The sequence below is a fragment of the Kineosporia sp. R_H_3 genome, assembly GCF_002198675.1.
In the GTDB taxonomy this organism is placed as follows: Bacteria; Actinomycetota; Actinomycetes; order Actinomycetales; family Kineosporiaceae; genus R-H-3.
Window position 1 is genome coordinate 17,324 of the sequence record NZ_MWLL01000204.1, and the last position, 21,205, is coordinate 38,528.

Here is a 21,205-nt window from a genome sequence, read left to right on the forward strand (position 1 = left end):
ACCGATCGTCGTCGCAGGGATGACGGCAGCGGGAAGCCTGCGCCAGGCTGGCCGCGTGATGATCTCGGGAGGGGACATGACGGACGGTCAGCGGACGACGGTGCCCACGTCGCCACCGGGCGTGTACGTGGGACCGGACGAGAACCCGGACGCGTACCAGCTCGTCCGGTTGATCGGGGCCGGCGGCGAGGCGCAGGTCTGGCGCGCGGTGACGCGGCCGGACCCGACGGCGGCCGTGGGCATCCCCGTCGCCGTCAAGGTCTTCTCCCGCGACCTGCCCGCCGAGGCCGCCGCCGACTGGCTGCGGCGCACGCAGGCCATCCGGCACGTGCACAACCCGGGTCTGGCCGTCGTGCACGCCGCCTTCGTCGGACGGCCCATGCACCCCTGGGGCGCGGCCGCCGACGCCGCCGGCGGCCCGTGCCGCTACCTCGTCATGGAGCTGGTGGACGGGCCCTCGCTGCAGGACTGGCTCGAGGACAACCCGCAGGCGACGCTGCGCGACCGGCTCCGGCTCCTGCTGACGGCGGCCGCCGGCCTGGACGCGCTGCACGCGGGCGGTCCCTCGCTGCCCCCGGTGGCCCACGGCGACGTCAAGCCCGACAACGCGCGGCTGACCCCCGACGGCGGCGTGAAGCTCGTCGACTTCGGCCTCATGCGGATGCGCGGAACGTCCCGGCAGGGGCCGCCGATGGCCTCGCCGCTGTACACGGCGCCGGAGTTCTTCCACGCCGGCGAGTACGCGATGCCGACCCCGGAGACCGACCGGTTCTCCTTCGCCGTCACGGCGTTCCAGGTGCTCACCGGGGTCCTGCCGCCGCTGCGCGCCGACGGGTGCGGCCCTGACCCCGCGGTCATGCGCCAGGTCCTCGAGCAGTCGCCGCTCACCGCCGGGCACCCGGAGGTGGTCTCGACGGTCATGGCCGGGCTGGCGCCGAACCCGGTCGACCGCCCGGACCGGCTCGTGCCCTGGCTGGCCGGGGCGCGGCAGACGACGAGCGTCGCGCTCCCGCCGCACGGGGCCGCGGCCCCGTCACCGACCGGGGCGACCAAGGTGCTCGGGGCACCGGCCTGGGACGCGCCGCCCCCGGCCGGCCCCGACGACCCCACCGTGGCCCTGCCGACGTGGGCCGTCGGGTCGTTCCCCGACCAGGGCGCGCACCAGCCGGCGCCGCGGTCCCGCCGACGGCGCCGCCTCGCAGGCGTGGCGGTCGCGGTGGCGCTCGTGGCACTCCTGGCGGCGGCCCTGAACTGGGTCCTGCCCTCGGGATCCGGGACGGCGGCGCGCGACGGCGACCGGACGGCGGGGGCGTCCCCGAAGCCGTCGGGCACCGGCCCGGCGTCGACGGGGACGGCGGACGGCGGGACCCGGTCCTCCGGCGGCAGCGCGGTGTCCCCGGAGGCGTCGGGTCCGGCAGGGTCGTCGGGGTCGGCAGGGTCGGCATCAGCGGGGTCGTCGCCGTCCACCGGTGCGGCGTCCCCGGCCACGAGGATCCCTCGTTCCGTCCGGCGCTCGCTGGAGGTCGGGACCCAGCTCCGCTTCGTCGACGGCGTCATCGGTGACGGGGTGAACGACTACGACGCCGAATGGGGCGAGCTGCCGGACAAGCTGTACTTCAGCCTCGCCCGGCGGGTCGCCGTCGCGCCGGGCATCACCGACGCGGCCGGCTGCCGCGCGGCGCTCGCGGCCCGGGAGGACGGCCCCTTCGTGGAGATCGAGACGTTCCGCGCCGGGAAGGTCGCGTGCGCGCTCACCGCGCGGGGGGACCTGGTGGAGGTCCGGGTCGTCTCGGTCGACCCGGTGTCGTCGGCGGCCGTGGTCGAGTACCGGGTCTTCTGACGGACCCGGCCGCGGACGGCGGTCAGAGGGCGCGCGAGAACACGACGCGGTCCTCGCCGGGGCCGTCGTGGTCGACGTGCACCGGCGGGGCGACGCGGTCGAAGCCCATCCGGGTGTGGAAGGCGATCGAGCCGGTGTTCACCGGGGACGTGATCGCCCGCACCCGGGTGCAGCCGCGGCCGCGCAGCTCGGCGAAGGTGCGCTCGTAGAGGTCGCGGCCCAGGCCGGACGCGCGGTGCGCGGGGTCGACGCCGACGAAGTGGATGTACCCGGCGGTCGGGTCGTCCTGGGAGACGAAGGCGACGACGAATCCCGCGAGCGCACCGTCGTCCGTCTCGGCGACGAGCGACGTGCCGGTGAAGTGCTTGAAGAACAGGCGGGGCAGCATCCCGGACATGTCGCGACCGCCCCACCACGCGTCGAGCACGGGGGCGATCCGCGCGTGGTCGGCCTCGTCGGGCCGGCGCCACCGGAAGGCTGCGGTCACGGCTACCGCGTCAGCGCCGGCGCCGCGTCGGCGTCGAGCCGAGGGCGGTCTCGACGGCGGCGCAGGCCCGGCGCAGCGGCGGGAGGGCGGCCTTGCGCGACCGTGCGGTGAACCGGATCGTCGGGCCGGTGATGTTGAGGCTCGCGACGAGGGTGCCGTCGAAGAAGATGCCGCACGAGATCGCCGCGATGCCGTCCTCGATCTCGTCCTCGATCTGCGACCAGCCCGTCGCCCGCACCTCGTCGAGCTCGGCGCGGAAGACGTCGGGGTCGGTGATGGTCCGGGACGCCACCTTCGTGAGCGGGCCGCGCAGGAACGCCTCCACCCGCGCGGGGTCGGCGTGGGCGAGCGCGAGCTTGCCCGAGCTCGACGTGTGGAGCGCGAACGGGCGCCCGACCCAGTTCGTCATGCCGAGCATGTGCGGGCCGTCGATCTGGCGCACGAGCGAGAGCGACCCGTCGGGCAGGCTCACCGTGAGCGTCACCGACTCGCGGACCCGCTCGGCGAGCTCCTCCATCGGCCGGCGGGCGCAGTCGAGGATGAGCTCGGTGAGGTTCGTCGTCCGGGCGAGGTTGTGCAGCCCGGGCCCGATGACGACGCGGTCGTCGGGCAGCCGGGCGAGCAGCCGCTCGGCGACGAGCGACTCGATCATCCGCAGCGCCGTCGCCCGCGGCAGGTCGGCGGCCCGGGCGAGCGCCGAGACGGTCGTGCCGGCGCCGCTGTCGGCGGCGGCGCGCAGGAGCGCCGCCGCCTTGCGGACCGACTGGTTCTCGCGCTGCGTCGTCCGGGTGTCGCCGTCCGACCCCTCGGCGTCAGGGGGCGTCCGCGTCGTGACCGCCATCGTCGGGTCGCCGCCTGCGCCGTCAGGCCTGCACGGTCTCGGCGGCCTGCAGCCCGCGCAGCTCCTCGAGCGGGATGTGGCAGGCCATCCGGTGGCCGGGCTCGACCTCGACCAGCGGCGGGACCTCGGTCTCGCAGATCCCGCTCTCCAGCCGGCGCGGGCAGCGCGTGTGGAAGACGCAGCCCGGCGGCGGGCTCGCCGCGCTCGGCACCTCGCCGTCGAGCCGGATCCGGGTCTCGGGCGCCCCGTCGACGCTCGGCACGGCGGAGAGCAGCGCCTCGGTGTACGGGTGGTGCGGTCCGGCGAAGACGTCGGCAGCGGGGCCGACCTCCATGATGCGGCCGAGGTAGAGCACCGCGATCCGGTCCGAGAGGTACCGGACGACGCCGAGGTCGTGCGAGATGAAGACGTAGCTCGACTGCTCGTCGCGCTGCAGGTCGGCGAGCAGGTTGAGGATCGCCGCCTGCACCGAGACGTCGAGGGCGCTCGTCGGCTCGTCGCAGACGACGATCCGCGGGTCGCCCGCGAAGGCGCGGCCGATCGCGACGCGCTGCTTGAGACCGCCGGACAGCTGGCGCGGCTTGAGGTCGAGGTGGCGGGGCGTGAGCCGGACGTGGTTGATGAGGACGTCGAGCCGGGTGTCGGCCTCCTTCCCGGTGATGCCCGCGAGCTTGGCGAGCGCGCGGGACAGGATCGCGCGCACCGACTGGGCCCGGTTGAGCGCGGAGTCCGGGTTCTGGAAGACGATCTGGATCGACCGACGGGCGTCCTGCGGGCGCTTGCGGGTGCTGCCCTCGAGCGGGACGCCGTCCAGCACCACCCGGCTGCCGGTGTCGGGCTGCTGGATGCCGAGGATCGTCTTGGCGAGCGTCGTCTTGCCGGAGCCGGACTCGCCGACGAGGCCCAGGGTCTCGCCGGGCCGCAGGTCGAGGTTGACGTCGACCAGGGCGTGGATGCTGCGCCGGTTCTGGTGGAACGTCACGTTGACGTCCTCGAGCCGCAGGATCGGCTCGACTTCGCGGGCCTCGGCGTCGGCGCCGCTGAGCAGCCCGGTCGGCTCGATCTGGGCGACCTTGTCGATGTGGTGGCAGCGGGCGAAGCGCGCGCCGCTCGTGTCGGTGCCCAGGGCCACGACCGGCGGGGCCTGCGTGCGGCAGACGTCGGTCGCGATCGGGCAGCGGTCGACGAAGACGCACGTGGGCAGCGCCTCGCCGATCTGCGGCAGGAAGCCGGGGATCGTGTCGAGCCGGCGGTCGTTCTTGCGGGCCCCGTGCCGCGGCAGGCAGCGCAGCAGCCCGACGGTGTAGGGGTGGGAGGGGTTGTCGAAGACCTCGGCGGCCGGCCCCTGCTCGACGACCTTGCCCGCGTACATGACGCCGACGCGGTCGCACATCCGCCGGATGACCCCGAGGTTGTGCGCGATGAGCAGGACGGCGGCGCCGGTGTCCTCGCGCAGGGACTCGACGAGGTCCAGCACCTCCGCCTCGACCGTCGCGTCGAGACCCGTCGTCGGCTCGTCGAGGACGAGGAGCTTGGGGTCGTTCGCGAGCGCCATCGCGATGACGACGCGCTGCTGCATGCCGCCGGAGAGCTGGTGCGGGTAGCGCTCCATGACCCCGCGCGGGTCGGAGATCCGCACCCGGCGCAGCGCCTCGAACGCGCGGTCGCGGGCCTCGGCCTTGGCCGCGCCGAGCATCGTGAAGGCCTCGGTGACCTGCATGCCGATCTTGAGGGTCGGGTTCAGCGCGGCGCCCGGGTCCTGGTAGACCATCGAGACGTCGTTGAGCCGGACCTGGCGCAGGTCGGACGCCGACATGTGCGTCACGTCCCGGCCGGCGATGAGGGCCTGGCCGCCGGCGACCCGGCCGTTGTCGGGGAGCAGGCCGAGGGCGGAGTACGCCGTCGTCGACTTCCCGCAGCCGGACTCCCCGACGAGGCCGAACGACTCGCCCGGGCGGACCGAGAAGGAGACGCCGCGCAGCACCCGGCGCGGGATGCCGCGCACCAGGAAGTCGACCTCGAGGTTCTCCACGTGGAGGGCCGCGGTGGCCCGGTCGGCCCCCGCGAGCGGGTCCGCCGCCACCACCGGGAGGCCCGGCTCGCTGCTCGCTGCGGTCATCGGGACAGCACCCCCTGAAGCGCGTCGGCGATGAGGTTGACCGCGATCACCAGGCTCGCGATCGCCAGCGACGGGTAGACGACGGGCCACCAGTACCCGCTGATGATGAAGCTGTACTCGTCGGAGATCGCCAGGCCCCAGTCCGGCGAGGGCGGCTGGACGCCGACCCCGAGGAAGGACAGCGTCGCGACCGTGAAGATCGCGTAGCCGATGCGGACCGTGAGCTCGACGATGATCGGGCCGGTGATGTTCGGCAGGATCTCGCGGAACATGATGTAGAACGACGACTCGCCCTGGAGCCGGGCCGCCTGCACGTAGTCGAGCTCGCGCTCGGCGAGGACGGCGGCCCGGACGGTCCGCGCGACGATCGGTGCGAAGAGCAGGCCGACGACGGTGAGGACGGTCGTGTTCGACGGGCCGAGGACGACGAGCGCGAGCAGGCCGACGACGGCGATGGGCAGCGACAGGAACGCCTCGACGATGCGGGACAGGATGTCGTCGACGGCGCCCCGGTAGAAGCCCATGACGAGGCCGAGGACGGTCCCCAGCGTGACGCCGATGACCGCGGAGACCGGCGCGACGATGAGGACGTCGCGCGCGCCCGTGATGATCCGGGAGAGGACGTCGCGCCCGAGCCGGTCGGTCCCGAGGAGGAAGTCCCCGCCGGGCGGGGCGTGCAGGAAGTCCGAGAAGTTCTGCTGCGGGTCGTAGGGCGCGATGGCCTTGCCGCCGACGGCGCAGACGACCCAGAAGATGACGATGAGGTTGCCGATGACGAAGGACGGCTTGCGCATGAGCAGCCGGAACGTCTCGCGGCGCGCCGTCTTGCGGGCCGTGAGGGCCGCTGCGGACGCCGTCATGCCCGGTCCGGCGGGGACGGTGACCATCTCGTTCATCTCCCGGTCGACGAGGCCGTGGGTCATGTCTGCCGCATCGCTGGTGCTGCTGCTCGGGGTGGCCGCGCTGTGCGGGCCGTCGGAGGGGCGCGTCGTCTCGCTCATGCGTTGGCCGCCAACCGGATCCGCGGGTTGAGGTAGGAGATGAGCAGGTCCGCCAGCAGGGTGGCGACCATGTAGATCGTGCCGATGACGAGCACGCCCGCCGACAGCACCGGCAGGTCCTTGGCCTTCGCGGCCGTGACGAGCAGTCGGCCCAGACCGTTCACGTTGAAGATGACCTCGACGGCGAGCAGACCGCCGAAGAGGTAGCCGGTCTGGGTGGCGACGACGGAGATCGTCGGCAGGAGCGCGTTGCGCAGGACGTGGGTGCGCAGCACCTTCGCCCGCGTCATGCCCTTCATCGTCGCCGTCCGCGTGTAGTCGGCCTCGAGGGCGCTGATCGTGCCGGCCCGGGCCATCCGCGCGATGTACCCGAAGTAGACGAGCACGAGCGCGAGCGAGGGCATGAGCAGGTAGTACGCCTGCGTCCCGATCGAGGAGCCCTCCGGCCAGGTCGCGAGCACCGGCAGGACGTTGAGCTTGAGGCCCAGGACGAAGATGAGGAACGTGCTCGTCACGAACTCCGGGATGGCCGAGCCGGCGAGGCCGAGCGTGACGATGACGCGGTCCGCGAGCCGGCCCTTGCGCAGCGCCGCGGCGATGCCGCCGACGACGCCGAGCGGCACGGTGAGCAGCAGGGCGAGGATCGCGAGCTTGGCCGAGTTCGACAGGGTCTGGCCGATGAGCTCGGTGACCGGCTGGCCCGACTGGTACGACGTCCCGAAGTCGAACGTGATGATGCCCTTGAGCAGGCGCCAGTACTGCACGAGCAGCGGCTGGTCGGTGCCGAGCTGCTTGTTGAGCTGGGCCACGGACTCGGCCGGCGCGAACGGGCCGAGGATGGCGCGTGCGACGTCCTGCGGCAGGACGTTGGAGATCGCGAAGACGATCAGGGTCAGGAGGAACAGCGTCACGACTGCGAGCGCGAGCCGCCGCAGGACGTAGACCACCATGGACTCACCCCCAGGTCGGGTGGCAGACGGGTCGGCGCCGGGCGGCGCGGGCAGGGCGGGTGCAGCGGGTGGTGCGGTCGGTGCGGTGGGTCTCGTCGCTCCGGTCGGGGCAGAGACGGTGGTGCCGGTGACGGGCCGTACGACCCGTCACCGGCACACTCTGTCCGCCTGGTGCCTGCGAGTAAAGATCAGGCCTTGAGCCCGCACGCGGTGAGGTCGACCTGGCCGAGGGCCGTCGTCGCCATGCCGACGTACTTCGTCGAGTGCGCAGCGAGGTACTGGTAGAAGTACGGCACCAGGATCGGCGTGTCCTTCTGCATGATGTCGCTGATCTTGCGGCAGGCCGCCTTCTGCGCGTCGACGCCGATGGAGGCCTGGTAGGCCTTGAACGCCGCGTCGAAGTCCTTGCTGTTGTACTGCGAGGAGTTCCACACGCCGCCGCCCGACAGGGCCGCGTTGAGGTAGACGTCCGGCGTGCCGCGGTGGCCGTAGTCGACGATGCCGAGGTCCGACGCACCCGAGCACGGCGGGTCGGCCGGCTTCTCGGGGCACCACTGCTTGCCGTAGAACGTGCTGCCGTCCTCGACCTGGATGTCGAGGGTGATGCCGGCCTTCGCGGCGTCCGACTTGATGAGCGTCGCGAGGTCCGGGATCTCCTGGAGCTTGACGGCGTGCAGCGTCGCCTTGAGGTTCGTCGCACCGGCCGAGGCGAGGAGCGCCTTGGCCTTGTCGATGTCCTGCGTGCGGGCCGGCAGGGACGGGTCGGCGAACGGGTACACCGGCGCGATGACCGTGTCGGCCGCGACGTCGGCGGTGCCCTTCCACAGCGACTTGACCATCGCGTCGCGGTCGAGCGTCCAGGCGAGCGCCTCGCGGACCTGCGGGTCCTTGAAGGCGCCCTTGTCGGTGCGCATCCAGACCTGCCGGTGGTTGGCCGACTTCAGCGAGATGACGGTGAGGTTGCTGTTGTTGAGCAGCGCCTCGCCGCCGTTGGCCTGGAACTGGACGATCGCGTCGACCTGGCCGGACTGCAGCGCGACGACCTGCGGCTGCAGGTCCGAGAAGAACACCCACTCGACGCTGTCGAGCGGGGTCTTCGTGCCCCACCACTTGTCGTTGCGCACGAACGTCGCGCCGGTCTTGGCATCGAACTTCGTGATCTTCCAGGGGCCGGTGCCGTTCTGCTCCTTGTCGAGCGTGGCGCCGTCGGCCTGCGACTTGGGGATGATCGGCGACTGGGCGTTGTCCGGCGAGACGAGGTACGGGAAGTTGCCGTTCGGGCCGTTGAGCTTGAAGACGACCGTCTTGCCGTCGGGCGAGGTGACCGAGCCCTTGTCGATGACGCCCTTGAGGGCCGAGTTGCCCGCCGCGCTCAGCCGGTCGAACGTCGAGATGACGTCGTCGGCGGTGAGCGGGGCGCCGTCCTTCTGCCAGGTGACGCCCTGGCGGAGGGTGAACGTCCACTCGGTCGCGTCCGCGTTCGGCTTCCACTCGGTCGCGAGGCCCGGCTTCAGCTGCAGGTCGCCGCTGGTGTAGACGAGGAACTCGTAGCACTGGGCGACGAGGCCGTAGGCGGCGAGGTCGACCATCTTGACCGAGTCGAGCGGACCGGCCGGCGGCACGCTCGCGATCTTCATCGTGCCGCCGGTCTTGACCGCACCCGCGGTGCCGCCGCCGACGCCGACGCCCGTCGTCTGCCCGGCCGAGCCGGTGCTCGTGGGGATCGAGTTGGCGCCGCCGCACGCGGCGATGGTCGCGCCCGTCATCCCGAGCAGGAGCCCCATCCGGACGAACTCGCGCCGCGGCAGCCTGCCCGCGACGAACGACTCGATGAGGTCGAGCTGGAGGGGGTTCGCCGCTCTGCGAATGGCGTCGTACTCCCGGCGTGCGGTCATGCCTGGCCACCTCTCTTCGTGGCCCACGGACGTGGACCGCGGCTGAAGAACTGCCTCGTCACGGGCATCGTGCCCTTGTGAAGGCTAGGTCGAGGCCTAGTTCTCCCAACTGGGGCATGAGCCTGTCAATACGCTCCGGCTCACCACATGGTCACGATCGGGTCACCACTTAGCGGTCGGGCGTCCCATGTTTCGTATGGCGCTCCGACATGTTTCGGAGCACCACGTATCGGACGTTTTGTCGTACTCGTGCCGCGCCGCGGCGGGGCCGGTGCCGATCAGGCGCGACGGCGCTCGGCGTAGGCGCGGGCCTTGGCCCGGTTGCCGCAGACGGCCATCGAGCACCAGCGGCGCCGCCGGCGCGGGTCGGCGAAGACCCAGCCGCAACCGGTCCCCGGGCAGGCCGCGACGCAGGTGCCGAGGGTCGACGTAAGGAGGTCCTCGGCGGCGACCGCGACGGCGAGGACGGGCAGGTCGAGCGGGCTCACGGCGTCGGTGCCCGCGCGGCGCGCGCCGGTGCCGGCGAGGCGCCAGGTCGCGGGTCCGCCGTCGGTCGCCGGGGCGAGCACGGACGCCGCCCGGGCGGCGGCCGCCTCGTGGGCGACGAGCGCCCAGTCGCCCTCGGTGCCGCGGCGCAGCGCGCAGGCGTAGAGCGCCTCGCGCAGGGCGCCGGCGCGCAGCAGGGCCGCGGCCTGCGCCGGCGTGCTCGCGCTCGTGCCGAGGAGCGGGGCGACGTCGGCCGGGTCGAGCAGGCCGGCCTCGCGGGCCCACAGCCCGAGCGCGCGGACCGAGGTGAGGTACTCCTTCGGGGCGTCGGTGCCCCAGCCCGCGCGGGTGTTGCAGAAGTCGAGCGCCGGGTGGCCGCCGACGGGGTCGGGCAGCGGGACGCCCTCGACGAGCTGCCAGGACATCGCGCCCTCCTTCCGTCGGACTGCGCCGGGCCGGTCCGGCCGCCGGTCGGCACCCTGCCGCCGGTGGGGATCATCGTCGCCGACGGGCCGGGTCTTGACGTCGCCGGGGCGTCGTCCGGACGAATCCGGCCGCGGTCCCCGCCATCTAACCAGTGGATGATACTTTACCGGTTACCGGCAGCGGATCGTCGGTGGGTACCGTCAGGCTCTCGTCGGAGCCCGGGAGGTGGATGGCATGGCGCGGTCGGTCGGGGTGGTCCCCGGGCTGCTCGCCGCCCGGGTGCGGCACGCCGGTCGCCGGCGGCTGCTCGTGGCCGCGGGTCTGGCCGTCGCCGCGGTGCTCCCCGTCCTCGCCGCGGCGCTGACGACGACCACGACCGACGCCGCGCTGCAGCGCGGCCTCGCGGCGCGGCCGGTCGGCGAGCGCAGCGTCATCGTCTCGTTCAACACCCCGGCGGACGCCGCGGAGCTCGACCTGCTCGACGCCGCCGTCCGCCGCGAGCTGCCCCGGCTCTCCGGGCGGCCGCTGCACCGCCAGCTGATCTTCCGGGCGTTCGGCGACAGCCGCGGCGGGGACTACGTGCTCGCCGCGGCCGACGACCTGCCGGCCGCCGTCCGGCTCGTCGACGGCCGGCTCCCCGCGTCGTGCACCCCGACGCTCTGCGAGGTGGTCTCGCTCGCCGACCCGGGGCGGGACCCGTTCCTGGCCCCGGAGCTGGGTCTGCGGATCGTCGGGCACGCCCGGCGCACCGACCCGCTCCTGCTCACGGGCACGTTCGACCCGGGCCCGGACGCGACGGTGCTCCTCGGGGACGGCGTCGAGCGGGTCTCCCTGCTGGAGTCGCTCGCCCTGCGGCAGCGCACGGTCGGCTGGGTCGCCGCGCTCGACCTCGACCGGGTCCGTCGCGAGGGCGTCGACGCCTGGCTCGACGACGCGACCCGGGTCGCCGACGACCTGTGGATCGCGCGGGCCGGGCTCGTCCTGACGACCGTCGACGACGTCCTGCGCGCGGAGAACGCCCGGGCCCGGGCCTCGGCCGGTCGCTTCACCGTGCTCGGCAGCGCGACCGCCGTGCTGCTGCTCGGCACGGCCGTCGTCGGCGGGGCGGCGCTGCGCCGCGACCACGAGGCGTTCGTCGGGGCGCTGCGCCGCCGCGGCGCCGGTCGCGGTGTGCTGCGGGCGCTGCTCGCCGGCGAGGTCGCCCTCGCGGCGACCGGCGGCGCGCTCCTCGGCGTGCTCGCCGGCGCCGGGCTCGCCGCCGTCGTCGCCGCCACGGCGGGGCTCGACGCCGCCGGTGTCGCGCTCGCGAGCGTCGTCACCGCGCTGCCCGTCGTGCTCGCGCTGGCCGCGGGTGCCGCCGTGCTGCTCGCGCTCACCCTCGCCGTCCCGGCCGGCCCGGGCGGCACCGCCGGCCCAGGGGTGTGGCGGGCGGTCGAGGCCGGGGCGCTGGGCTGCGTCGCGGTCGCCGTCCTGCTCGTCGCCCGGGGCGGGGTCGGGGTGTCCGGCAGCACCGAGGACCCGCTGCTCGCCGCGCTGCCGGTGCTCGTCCTCGTCGCCGGGGCGCTCGCCCTGGCCCGGGTCTGGCCGCTGCTCACCCGGCTCGCGCAGCGCACCGTCCCGCGCCGTGCGCTCGCCGCCCGGCTCGGGCCGGCCGCTGCGCCCGGTCGCGACCGCGGCGGTGCTCACGGCCGCGGTCGCGGCGTCCGTCTTCGCCGGGGCCTACCGGGCCACCCTCGACCGCGGCGCGGCCGACCAGGCGGCGTTCGCCGTCCCGACGGACGCGCGGCTCGAGACCGGCCGGGACCTGACCCGCCCCGTCGACGCCGCCCCGCCGGACGTCGTCGCGCAGCGGCTGCCGGGCGCCGTCGCCTACCCGGTGCTGCGGGCCGCCGGCTCGGTGCGCGTCTCGTCGACCGAGGGAGCGACCATCCAGCTCCTCGGGCTCGACCCGGCCGTGCTGCGGCACGTCGGCCGCTGGAGCGCCGTGACCGGCGGCGCCGGTGACCCCGTCGACCTCGGGCGGCGGCTGTCGACGACGGGTGCGGCCGCCGTCCCCGACGGGACCGCGCTGCCCGCCGGGCGCCGGCTCGTCGTGGCGACGACCGGTGACCGGGTCCGGGTCGCGGTGACCGCCGTCGTCCGCGCCGACGACGGCCGCGAGACCGGCGTTCCGCTGCTCGTCAGCGCGCCGGGGGAGCCGCCGGCCCTCAGCGCCGACCTCGGGGCGGCCGTCGGCGCGGCCCCGGGCCCGGCGACGTGGAAGGACGCCACGGGCCGCCCGGTGCCGTTGCACCTCGTCGCGCTCACCGTGCGCCAGCCGACCGATGAGGCCTCCCGCACCCAGCACGCCCTCGGCGAGCGGAACGTCGACCTCACGGTGCCGGCCGGCCGCTTCGGGCTCGGCGCCGTGAGCGTCGACGGCGCCCCGGCGGCCGCGCCGTGGCGGGACTGGACCGGCACCGGGCTGGAGGTCGCCGCGGACGCCGGCTCCGCCGCGCTCGCGTACCGGATCACCACCGGGTCGGTCGCCCTCACCGCGCGGGCCGCCGGCCCCGGTGCGGCCGACCAGCCGGTCGCCGTGGCCGTCGACCCCGGGACGGCGGCCGCCGCCCGGGGCGGCCTCGTCACCGTGGTCCTCGAGCGGCGCAGCGTGCTCGCCCGTGTCGTCGCCGTCCTGCCCCGGTTCCCCACCGCGCCCGACGGCCGGTTCGCCGTCCTCGACGTCACGGCGCTCGGCCGCCTCGTCGACCTCGACCAGCCCGGTGCGAGCTCCCCGACCGAGCTGTGGCTCGCCCTCGGTGCGGCGGAGCCGGCCGTCGTCGGCGAGCGGGCGTCCGCGTCCGCGGCCGGCCGGGTGCTCGCCGCGGCCCCGTTCGACCGGCTCGCGGTCCGCGAGCAGACCGTCGTCGCACGGACCCTGAGCACCGACCCGGTCGCGGTCGGCGCCCGTGGGCTGCTCGCGGCCGGTGCGCTGCTCACCCTGCTCGTCGCGGCCGCGGCGCTCGTGCTGCTCGTGGCGGCAGAGGCCGCCGACGACGCCGCGCAGGCCTACGCGTGGGAGGCGGACGGCGTGGCACCGGCGACGCTGCGCGGTGCGCTGTGGTGGCGTGCGGTCGCGGTCGTGCTGCCCGCCGTCCCGGCCGGGGTGCTCGTCGGGGTCGTGCTGTCACGGGCGACGTCCCGGCTCGTCGCGGTCACGGCGACCGCGGTGACGCCGCAGCCGCCGCTCGTGCCGGGCACCGGGCTCGGCTGGGGGCTGGCCGCCGCCGCGGGCGGCGTCGTCGTCGCGCTCGCGCTCGCGGGTGCCGTCGCGCTCGGGGCCCTGCGCGAACCGCTGCCGGTGCGCGACGCCGGGGTGCTGCGGTGAGCCCGGCCGCCGCGGTCCAGGCGGGCCCGGGGCACGACGCCGCCCCGGTCGTCGACGTCCGCGACGCGTTCTGCCTGCATCCCGTCCCGGGCGGTGCGGTCGCCGCGCTGCGAGGGCTCACCCTCGCCGTCGCGGCCGGTGAGCGGGTCGTCGTCCACGGCCCGAACGGCTCGGGCAAGACGACCCTGCTGCGGGTCCTCGCCGGCGAGCAGCGGCTCTCCGCCGGGCGGGCCGTCGTCGCGGGCGTCGACGTCGGCGCCGCGACCGGTGACCTCGCGGCGTGGCGCGGCAGCCGGCTCGGGTGGGTCGACCAGTTCCCGGCCCGGACCCTGCGCCCGGAGCTGTCGGTCCTCGACAACGTCGCGCTCCAGCAGCGGCTCGCCGGCGTCCCCGGCGACGTCGCGCGGGACCGCTCGCGGGACCTGCTCGACCGGCTCGGCGTCGGCCCGCTCGCGGCCCGCACGACCGCGACGCTGTCGGGCGGCGAGGCGCAGCGGGTCGCGGTCTGCGCGGCCCTCGCGCACGGCCCGCGGCTCGTGCTCGCCGACGAGCCGAGCGGCCAGCTCGACGCGACGGCGGCCGAGCACGTGTACGACGCGCTCGCCGAGGCCGTCGCGGACGCCGGGGCCTGCCTCGTGCTCGTCAGCCACGACCGGCGGGCGGCGCGGGTCGCCGACCGGGTCGTCCGCATCCGCGACGGCCGGCTCAGCGAGACCTGGGTGCCGGGCGGCCCGGAGCGGCTCGTCGTCGACGACCGCGGCTGGGTCCGGCTGCCCGACGCCCTGCGGCACGGCGGGTCCGGGCTCGTCGAGGCGGCCACCGGCTCGGGCGGTGCGATCCGGCTCCAGCCGGTGCCCGCCGCCCCCGCCGTCGCCGATGCCCTGTCGGACGCCGCCCCGTCCGACGCCGCCCCGTCCGGCCCCTCGGCGGGAGACCACCGTGCGGTCGCCCGCGGATCCACCTCAGAGCGGGCTCCCGGGCAGGCGGACGCGGTCGCCGTCGCGTGCGGCGTGCGGAAGGCCTACGGGGACCGGGTCGTGCTCGCGGGCGTCGACCTCGAGGTGCGGGCCGGCCGGCTGCACGTCGTCCGCGGCCGGTCCGGCTCGGGCAAGAGCACCCTGCTGCGGGTGCTCCTCGGGCTCGAGCGGCCGGACGTGGGCTCGGTGCACCTCGACGGCGCGGTGCTCGCCGACCTCGACCGGGCCGGGCTCGCGGCGCTCCGGCGCCGGACGGCGGCCGTCGTCGGGCAGGACGTGCACCTCGCGGAGACCGTCGACGTGCGGACGAACCTCGAGCTCGCCCGGGCCGTGCGCGGCCAGGCTCCGGACGCCGCGCACGGCGACACCGTGCTCGACGCCCTCGGCCTGCTCCCGCTCGCCGGCCGCGAGGTGCGCCTGCTCTCCGGCGGTGAGCGGCAGCGGACCGCGGTCGCCCGGGCGCTCGCGACCGGCCCGCGGCTGCTCGTGCTCGACGAGCCGACCTCCCAGCTCGACGAGGCCTCGGCCGAGCGGCTCGCCGGGGCGCTGCGGGGCGCCGCGGCCGGCGGCTGCGCCGTCCTCGTCGCCAGCCACGACCCGGTGCTCGTCGCGGCGGCCGACGCGGTCGACGACCTCGAGGCCGGCTGAGACCAGGTCGTCCGGTGAGCGGGCGCTACGTCGCCTGGGTGTAGGCCCGGTCCCGGCCGGCGGCCTTCGCCGCGTAGAGCCGGGCGTCCGCCGTCGCGAGCAGGGTGTCGACGGCGTCCGCCGGACCGCTCGCGTGCCCCGCGCTCGCCGTGACCCGCAGGCCCGCGGCGAGCGGCTCCCAGTCGTGCCGGCGCAGGGCGTCGACCATCTCCCGGGCCCGGCCGGACAGGTCGTCGGTACCGTCGGGGCGGGCCAGCAGGGCGAACTCGTCGCCGCCGAGCCGGACGACGAGGTCGTCACCGCGCGCCGCGTCGGCGAGCAGCGCCCCGACGACCCGCAGCACCTTGTCCCCGACGGTGTGCCCGAAGGTGTCGTTGACCTGCTTGAAGGCGTCGAGGTCGAGCAGGACCACGGCCACCCGCCCGGCGTCGCCGTCGGCGCGGAGCTCCTCGAGGGCCTGGGTCCAGGCCCGGCGGCTGCCCAGACGGGTGAGCTCGTCGGTGAGCAGCTGGCGGCGCAGCGCCTCGCCGTCCCGCAGCGTGCCCGCCGCGACGAGCCGCGCCCGGGCCGCCGCGAGGACGTGGAGCCGGGCGTCCCAGCGCAGCCCGACGAGGTGCCGGGCGTAGCGGTGGGCGGGGGACTCCGGCGTCCCGAGGGCTGCCAGGCCCAGCGCGAGGTTGCGCGGGGTCGGGCCGTAGCCGTCGAAGCGCTCGACCGCGAGCGTGGCCTCGGCGGCGGCGCCCACGAGGTCGCCGCGGGCCCGCCGGGCCAGCGCCGCCGCGAGGTGCAGCAGCCCGCGGTAGCCCCGCCAGGTGCTGCGCCCGAGGGCCTCGTACAGCCCGGCCGGCACCTCGCACGCCTCCTCCGGGGCGTCCGGCCCGGCCGCGACGACCGTGAGCAGGTGGTCCTGGGCGGCGATCTCGAGCTGCCAGAGCTCCGGCAGCCGGCCGCGCGGCGCCGGGGCGGCGGCCGGCCTGCGCCGGGCGACGTCGCGGGCGTCCTCGTCCCGGCCCACCTCGAGGAGCGCGCACACGAGCGTGCAGTCGTTCTCCTGCCGGTTCATCGGGATGATCTTGCGGGTGAGGTCGACGACGACCTGCAGCGCGTCGTCGAGCGGCAGGGCGCAGGCCCGCTCCGCGCGGTCGTACATCTCGGCCTCGAGCTCCCACAGCTCGTACCGGTAGTAGGCCAGGCCGCACTCGACGTACGCGGCGGGCAGCTCGGCGGCCCGGGCCCCGAGCGCCGCGGGCCCGGCCCGCATCGCGTCGTCGAGCATGGCCACCGCCCGGGCGACCTCGCCCGGGAAGTCCTCGGCGAGCGAGCCCGGCTGCCCGCTCGCCACGAGGTTCTGCACCCGGCAGGCGATCGCCCGGGCGAGGAGGACCTCGTCGTCGCTGCGCGTCGCGGCGGCGAGCAGGGCGTCCGCCCGGTCCCGGATCTCCTGCGGCCCGGCCTCGGCGAGGGCGGCGCTGAGCAGCCGGCAGTCGAGCAGCTGCACGTGCACCTCGGGCCAGCCGCGCCGTTCGGCCTGCTCGGCCCAGCGCTCCAGCCGGACGACGGTCGGGCCCTGGTCGCGCAGGATCTGCAGGTTCTCCAGGGCGAGGTGGGAGGCGACCCACGCCTCGTACCGGTCCTCCGGCAGGTCGTCGGGCAGGTCGTCGGCGAGCGCGTCGGCGCGACCCCGCGGCTGCACGGACATCGACCTCCTCGCCTCCCCGCGACAGTCCTGCCACCGGGGCCGCGAGCCTACGACGCGCGGCTGTGCTCCGTCCGGGCCCGGACGATCATGCCAGGTCGACGATCACCGGTGCGTGGTCGCTCGCCCCCTTGCCCTTGCGCTCCTCGCGGTCGATGCGGGCGCCGGTGACCCGGGCGGCGAGCGCGGGGGAGCCGAGGACGAAGTCGATGCGCATCCCCTCGCGGCGCGGGAACCGCAGCTGGGTGTAGTCCCAGTAGGTGTAGACGCCGGGGCCGGGCGCGTGCGGGCGGACGACGTCCGTGAAGCCCGCGTCGACGACCGCGGCGAACGCCGCACGCTCGGGCGGCGACACGTGCGTCGACGTGGCGAACACCGACATGTCCCAGACGTCGTCGTCCTGCGGGGCGATGTTCCAGTCCCCGACGAGGGCGACCTGGGCGTCCGGCTCCGCGGCGAGCCAGCCGGCGCCGGCGTCCCGCAGCCGGGCCAGCCAGTCGAGCTTGTAGGCCAGGTGCGGGTCGTCGAGGGTGCGCCCGTTCGGCACGTAGAGGCTCCAGACCCGGACGCCGCCGCAGGTGGCGCCGAGCGCCCGCGCCTCGGGCGCGACCGGGTCGCCCCAGCCGGGCATCCCGGGGAAGCCCACGGTCACGTCGGCCAGCCCGACCCGGGACAGGATCGCCACGCCGTTCCACTGCGAGTGCCCGGCGTGGGCGACCTCGTAGCCCAGCCGCTCGAACCGCTCGCGCGGCACCTGCTCGTCCTTGCACTTGGTCTCCTGGAGCGCGACGACGTCGACGTCGCTGCGCTCCAGCCAGGCGACGACCCGGTCGGCCCGGGCTCGCAGGGAGTTGACGTTCCAGGTCGCGAGGCGCACGCCGCGAGGCTACCCGCCGACCCCGACGGTCCCGGACGACCGTGCCAACGATCGTTGGCATCGACGTGTCGACCGTGCGTGATGCGGCCTAGAGTGCGCCCATGCCGACTCCGAGCACCGGTCGCCCCGTCGCCCTCGTCACCGGCGCCACCGCCGGCATCGGCAACGCGTTCGCCCGCCGGCTCGCCGCCGACGGCCACGACCTCGTGCTCGTCGCGCGGGACGCCGTCCGGCTCGGCGAGGTGAAGGAGCAGCTGCGTGCGGCGCACGGCGTCGAGGTCGAGGTCATCTCGGCCGACCTCACCGACCGGGTGCAGCTCGAGCGGGTGGCCGACCGGGTCCGGGACGCCGCCCGGCCGGTCGACGTCCTCGTCAACAACGCCGGCTTCGGGCCCAAGCAGCGGATCCACGAGGGGGACTTGGACGTCGAGGAACGGCTCGTCGCGATCATGGTGACCGCCGTCCTCGTGCTGACCCACGCCGCCCTGCCCGGCATGGTCGCCCGCGGTCGCGGCACGGTCGTCACCGTCTCCTCCGTCGCCGGCTTCATGCCGGGCGGCACGTACTCGGCGGCCAAGGCCTGGGCCACGACGTTCACCGCGTCGGTCGCCGCGCAGACGGCCGGGACGGGCGTGCGGGCCGTCGCGCTGTGCCCCGGCTTCGTCCGCACCGAGTTCCACCAGCGCGCCGGCCTGACGATGACGTCGATGCCGGCCTGGGCCTGGCTCGACGCCGACGCGCTCGTCGACGCCTGCCTGCGGGACGTCGCGAAGGGCAAGGTCGTCAGCGTCCCGAGCGTCCGCTACAAGGCGGCCGTCCTCGCGCTGCGGCACATGCCCCTGGCGCTGCAGCAGCGGATCGGGCGCAACCGGGCGGGTCGTCGGGCGGCGGACAAGGTCTGAGCCCGCCGGGTGCCCCGGGCGGTCACCGAACGCATCGCGACGGCGCCCCGGAACGGCGTGTCGGCGACGGGATGTGATCGATCTCAGGTGTTCGTCGTAAAGGTCCGGAACTCTCCATCACCCAGCGGGTGCATGGCGTAACGTCCCGCTCACTGCAGGCGCTGTGTCCTACGAGGACGCGGCGTAGCGCTCTGAGCAGGCAGGGCATCCGGGGAGGGCGGACGACGGTGGCACCACGAGGTCGGACCCGGCGGGCCCGCGTCGTCGCCGCCGTGTGCCTCGGTGTCGTGGCCCTCACGGGTGCCGGCCCCGCCGCCCCGGACCGTGCCGCCCCGGACCGCTCCGCCGCCGCGCCGTCCGCCGCCTCGGTCCGGCTCGTCGTCCTCGCGACGGGCCCGGTCGCGGACGCCGAGCGCGCCGTCCGCGCCGCAGGCGCGCGGGTGGTCGCCGTCCAGCACGCGGTGGGCTCGGTCGTCGCCGACGTCCCCGCGGCCCGGGCGGGGGACGTCGCGGCGCGCATCGCGGCCGCCCCCGGCGTCGGGTCCGTGTCGCCGGACCGCACCCTCCGGGCGATGTCGCTCGGCACCGACTCCGCCGGGCAACGGGGTTCGATGAAGCTCGTCGCCGACGTCGTCGGGGCCCGGCCGCTGTGGCGGCGCGGCATCACCGGCGCGGGGGTCGGCGTCGCGCTCATCGACACCGGGGTCGCACCGGTCGAGGGCCTGCTCGGCGCGGACAAGGTCGTCGTCGGGCCGGACCTGTCGTTCGAGTCGCAGAACCGCAACCTGCGCAACCTCGACACCTACGGCCACGGCACGCACATGGCCGGGATCATCGCCGGCCGCGAGGGCCCGCGCAGCGACGGCGCGACGTACGCGGCCTCGACCGACCGCTTCCTCGGCGTCGCCCCGGACGCGACGCTCGTGAGCCTCAAGCTCGCCGACCGCTACGGCGCCGTCGACGTCAGCCAGGTCATCGCCGCGATCGACTGGGTCGTCCAGCACCGGGACGACACCGGGGTCCGGATCCGCGTCATCAACCTCTCCTTCGGCACGCCGAGCCAGCAGGCCCCGTGGCAGGACCCGCTCGCCTACGCCGCCGAGGTCGCGACCCGCTACGGCATCACCGTCGTCGCGGCCGCGGGCAACAACGGCGCCAACGGCTACGGCCTCAACGACCCCGCCTACAACCGCAACGTCCTCGCCGTCGGGGCGACGAACACCGTCGGGACCGAGAGCACCGACGACGACCGGGTGCCGTGGTTCTCCGCGCGCCGCGGCGGTGCCGCCTGGTGGCGCACGCCGGACGTCGTCGCCCCCGGCTCGGGCATCGTCAGCCTGCGGGTCCCCGGCAGCTGGATCTCCGACAGCAACCCGGCGGCCCGGGTCGGCCGGTACGGCATCCGCGGCAGCGGGACCTCGCAGTCCGCGGCCGTCGTCAGCGGGGCCGTGGCGCTGCTGCTCCAGCAGCGCCCGTGGCTGCAGCCGGCCCAGGTGAAGTGGCTGCTCATGCAGACGGCCGTCGGTCTGCCGACCGAGGGCGAGGACTCCGAGGGCTCGGGGAGCATCGACGTCGAGCGCGCCGCCGCGACGTGGTGGGTCGGTTCCGCCGAGACGTCCTACGGGCGCGGCCGCGGCTCGCTCGAGCGGGCGCGCGGCGGGATCCACGTGACGGACGGCGACGCGGCGCTGACCGGCGAGCAGGACGTCATGCTCCAGCCGTGGTCGGGGCAGACCGCCTGGCCGACGTCGACGGCGAGCATGTGGTCGTGGGACGGGTCCTGGAACGGCGCCCCGTGGACCGGGACGGGCTTCGCCGCGGACGGCGGCCCGAGCGGCACCTGGACAGGCCGCACCTGGACCGGGCGCACGTGGACCGGGCGCACCTGGTCGGGCCGGACCTGGACGGGGCGGACCTGGACCGACGCGACCTGGGACCCGGCGACCGACGGCTGGGTCGCCTCGACCTGGCCGCCGCAGCAGGACGACGACGAGTTCGCCGGCAAGGTCTGGGGCACCGCCAGCTGGGACGGCCGCTGACCGCCCGCGTGTCCGACCGGCGGGCGCACCCCGTGCGGCGACCCGGGCGCCCCCTAGGGTGAGCACCATGACCGCGACCACCGGATCCGTCGACACCGACCGCGCCGCGCTGCTCGGGCTCGTCAAGGACCTGGCCGTCGTCCACGGCCGGGTCACGCTGTCGAGCGGCCGGGAGGCCGACTACTACGTCGACCTGCGCCGCATCACGCTGCACGCGACCGCCGCCCCGCTCGTCGGCCGGGTCCTGCTCGACCTCGTCTCGGACTGGGACTTCGAGGCGACCGGCGGCCTCACCATGGGCGCCGACCCGGTCGCCGCCGCGATCCTGCACGCCGCCGCCGCGCAGGGCCGCACCGTCGACGCGTTCGTCGTCCGCAAGCAGGGCAAGGCGCACGGCCTCCAGCGCCAGATCGAGGGCCCGGACGTCGCGGGCCGCCGCGTCGTCGCCGTCGAGGACACCTCGACGACGGGCGGGTCCGTCCTCACCGCGGTCGAGGCGCTGCGCGCCGCAGGTGCACTGGTCGTCGGCGTCGCGGTCATCGTCGACCGCGGCACCGGCGCCCGCGAGGCGATCGAGGCGGAGGGGCTGCCCTACCGGGCGGCGTTCGACCTGACCGACCTCGGCCTCGCCGCCCAGTAGAGACCGCTCCGCCC

At 75.6% G+C, this 21,205-nt stretch carries 16 protein-coding genes; 7 read left to right on the plus strand and 9 right to left on the minus strand.

Translation table 11 applies throughout. The features are described 5' to 3' along the window. The first annotated feature begins 76 nt into the window (after positions 1-76). Positions 77-1,840, plus strand: a complete 1,764-nt coding sequence (locus ECOMGDLI_RS25470) for a serine/threonine-protein kinase (protein ID WP_158221152.1) — start codon at positions 77-79, stop codon at positions 1,838-1,840. 22 nt (positions 1,841-1,862) lie between these two features. Here the strand turns inward: ECOMGDLI_RS25470 and ECOMGDLI_RS25475 are convergent, their stop codons facing one another. The 7 genes from ECOMGDLI_RS25475 to ECOMGDLI_RS36100 all read right to left on the minus strand — a co-directional run bounded on the left by ECOMGDLI_RS25475 (position 1,863) and on the right by ECOMGDLI_RS36100 (position 10,044). Further along, complete coding sequence (locus ECOMGDLI_RS25475) at positions 1,863-2,327, minus strand: GNAT family N-acetyltransferase (protein WP_198955169.1); 465 nt, start codon at positions 2,325-2,327, stop codon at positions 1,863-1,865. A gap of 10 nt (positions 2,328-2,337) precedes the next feature. Continuing rightward, positions 2,338-3,168, minus strand: coding sequence for an IclR family transcriptional regulator (locus ECOMGDLI_RS25480; RefSeq protein ID WP_088319656.1), 831 nt, complete (start codon positions 3,166-3,168; stop codon positions 2,338-2,340). A gap of 22 nt (positions 3,169-3,190) precedes the next feature. Further along, complete coding sequence (locus ECOMGDLI_RS25485; RefSeq protein WP_088319657.1) at positions 3,191-5,287, minus strand: ABC transporter ATP-binding protein; 2,097 nt, start codon at positions 5,285-5,287, stop codon at positions 3,191-3,193. Beyond that, entirely contained in the window at positions 5,284-6,147 is an 864-nt protein-coding gene (locus ECOMGDLI_RS25490; RefSeq protein ID WP_088319681.1) for an ABC transporter permease, read from the minus strand. Before ECOMGDLI_RS25490 ends, ECOMGDLI_RS25485 begins: the two co-directional genes overlap by 4 nt. 137 nt (positions 6,148-6,284) lie before the next feature. Next, complete coding sequence (locus tag ECOMGDLI_RS25495; RefSeq protein WP_088319658.1) at positions 6,285-7,238, minus strand: ABC transporter permease; 954 nt, start codon at positions 7,236-7,238, stop codon at positions 6,285-6,287. A gap of 188 nt (positions 7,239-7,426) precedes the next feature. Then, positions 7,427-9,133, minus strand: a complete 1,707-nt coding sequence (locus tag ECOMGDLI_RS25500; protein ID WP_088319659.1) for an ABC transporter substrate-binding protein — start codon at positions 9,131-9,133, stop codon at positions 7,427-7,429. Between the two features lie 278 nt (positions 9,134-9,411). Then, a complete protein-coding gene (locus ECOMGDLI_RS36100) occupies positions 9,412-10,044 on the minus strand; it encodes a CGNR zinc finger domain-containing protein (RefSeq protein WP_088319660.1) in 633 nt (210 codons plus the stop codon). Positions 10,045-10,279: 235 nt separating this feature from the next. Here ECOMGDLI_RS36100 and ECOMGDLI_RS25510 point away from each other — a divergent pair, with 235 nt between their 5' ends. Genes ECOMGDLI_RS25510 through ECOMGDLI_RS25515 form a run of 3 tightly spaced genes read left to right on the plus strand, consistent with a single transcriptional unit; the run spans position 10,280 to position 15,037 of the window. Further along, positions 10,280-12,049 carry a hypothetical protein gene (locus tag ECOMGDLI_RS25510; RefSeq protein WP_088319661.1) on the plus strand — a complete coding sequence of 590 codons (1,770 nt, stop codon included), beginning with the start codon at positions 10,280-10,282 and terminating at the stop codon, positions 12,047-12,049. Then, positions 11,943-13,412, plus strand: a complete 1,470-nt coding sequence (locus ECOMGDLI_RS34895; RefSeq protein WP_158221153.1) for a hypothetical protein — start codon at positions 11,943-11,945, stop codon at positions 13,410-13,412. Before ECOMGDLI_RS25510 ends, ECOMGDLI_RS34895 begins: the two co-directional genes overlap by 107 nt. Next, entirely contained in the window at positions 13,409-15,037 is a 1,629-nt protein-coding gene (locus ECOMGDLI_RS25515; RefSeq protein WP_158221154.1) for an ATP-binding cassette domain-containing protein, read from the plus strand. The genes ECOMGDLI_RS34895 and ECOMGDLI_RS25515 overlap by 4 nt, the downstream gene beginning before the upstream one ends. A 25-nt stretch (positions 15,038-15,062) precedes the next feature. Here ECOMGDLI_RS25515 and ECOMGDLI_RS25520 read toward each other — a convergent pair whose 3' ends face one another. Together ECOMGDLI_RS25520 and ECOMGDLI_RS25525 are read right to left on the minus strand one after the other, a co-directional pair. Next, positions 15,063-16,736: a diguanylate cyclase gene (locus ECOMGDLI_RS25520; protein WP_088319663.1), complete on the minus strand. Its 1,674-nt coding sequence runs from the start codon at positions 16,734-16,736 to the stop codon at positions 15,063-15,065. 85 nt (positions 16,737-16,821) lie between these two features. Further along, a complete protein-coding gene (locus ECOMGDLI_RS25525; RefSeq protein ID WP_088319664.1) occupies positions 16,822-17,610 on the minus strand; it encodes an exodeoxyribonuclease III in 789 nt (262 codons plus the stop codon). A gap of 101 nt (positions 17,611-17,711) precedes the next feature. Between ECOMGDLI_RS25525 and ECOMGDLI_RS25530 the strand changes: the two genes are divergently transcribed. The 3 genes from ECOMGDLI_RS25530 to pyrE all read left to right on the plus strand — a co-directional run bounded on the left by ECOMGDLI_RS25530 (position 17,712) and on the right by pyrE (position 21,191). Then, the gene (locus ECOMGDLI_RS25530) at positions 17,712-18,512 is read left to right on the plus strand and encodes an SDR family oxidoreductase (RefSeq protein WP_088319665.1); all 801 of its coding nucleotides are present in this window, start codon (positions 17,712-17,714) and stop codon (positions 18,510-18,512) included. A gap of 227 nt (positions 18,513-18,739) precedes the next feature. Beyond that, on the plus strand, positions 18,740-20,551 hold the full coding sequence (locus ECOMGDLI_RS25535) for a S8 family serine peptidase (protein WP_143447934.1): 1,812 nt from the start codon (positions 18,740-18,742) through the stop codon (positions 20,549-20,551). A 67-nt stretch (positions 20,552-20,618) separates the two neighbouring features. Continuing rightward, complete coding sequence (pyrE, locus tag ECOMGDLI_RS25540) at positions 20,619-21,191, plus strand: orotate phosphoribosyltransferase (RefSeq protein ID WP_088319667.1); 573 nt, start codon at positions 20,619-20,621, stop codon at positions 21,189-21,191. Positions 21,192-21,205 lie beyond the last annotated feature (14 nt).

What these genes read in the sequence shown, in the direction of transcription:
- ECOMGDLI_RS25490 (WP_088319681.1), bottom strand. Translation starts at nt 6,147, where the DNA reads ATGACGGCGTCCGCAGCGGCCCTCACGGCCCGCAAGACGGCGCGCCGC.
- ECOMGDLI_RS25530 (WP_088319665.1), top strand. Translation starts at nt 17,712, where the DNA reads ATGCCGACTCCGAGCACCGGTCGCCCCGTCGCCCTCGTCACCGGCGCC.
- ECOMGDLI_RS25520 (WP_088319663.1), bottom strand. Translation starts at nt 16,736, where the DNA reads ATGTCCGTGCAGCCGCGGGGTCGCGCCGACGCGCTCGCCGACGACCTG.
- ECOMGDLI_RS25500 (WP_088319659.1), bottom strand. Translation starts at nt 9,133, where the DNA reads ATGACCGCACGCCGGGAGTACGACGCCATTCGCAGAGCGGCGAACCCC.
- ECOMGDLI_RS25485 (WP_088319657.1), bottom strand. Translation starts at nt 5,287, where the DNA reads ATGACCGCAGCGAGCAGCGAGCCGGGCCTCCCGGTGGTGGCGGCGGAC.
- ECOMGDLI_RS25510 (WP_088319661.1), top strand. Translation starts at nt 10,280, where the DNA reads ATGGCGCGGTCGGTCGGGGTGGTCCCCGGGCTGCTCGCCGCCCGGGTG.
- ECOMGDLI_RS25480 (WP_088319656.1), bottom strand. Translation starts at nt 3,168, where the DNA reads ATGGCGGTCACGACGCGGACGCCCCCTGACGCCGAGGGGTCGGACGGC.
- ECOMGDLI_RS25495 (WP_088319658.1), bottom strand. Translation starts at nt 7,238, where the DNA reads ATGGTGGTCTACGTCCTGCGGCGGCTCGCGCTCGCAGTCGTGACGCTG.
- pyrE (WP_088319667.1), top strand. Translation starts at nt 20,619, where the DNA reads ATGACCGCGACCACCGGATCCGTCGACACCGACCGCGCCGCGCTGCTC.
- ECOMGDLI_RS25470 (WP_158221152.1), top strand. Translation starts at nt 77, where the DNA reads ATGACGGACGGTCAGCGGACGACGGTGCCCACGTCGCCACCGGGCGTG.
- ECOMGDLI_RS36100 (WP_088319660.1), bottom strand. Translation starts at nt 10,044, where the DNA reads ATGTCCTGGCAGCTCGTCGAGGGCGTCCCGCTGCCCGACCCCGTCGGC.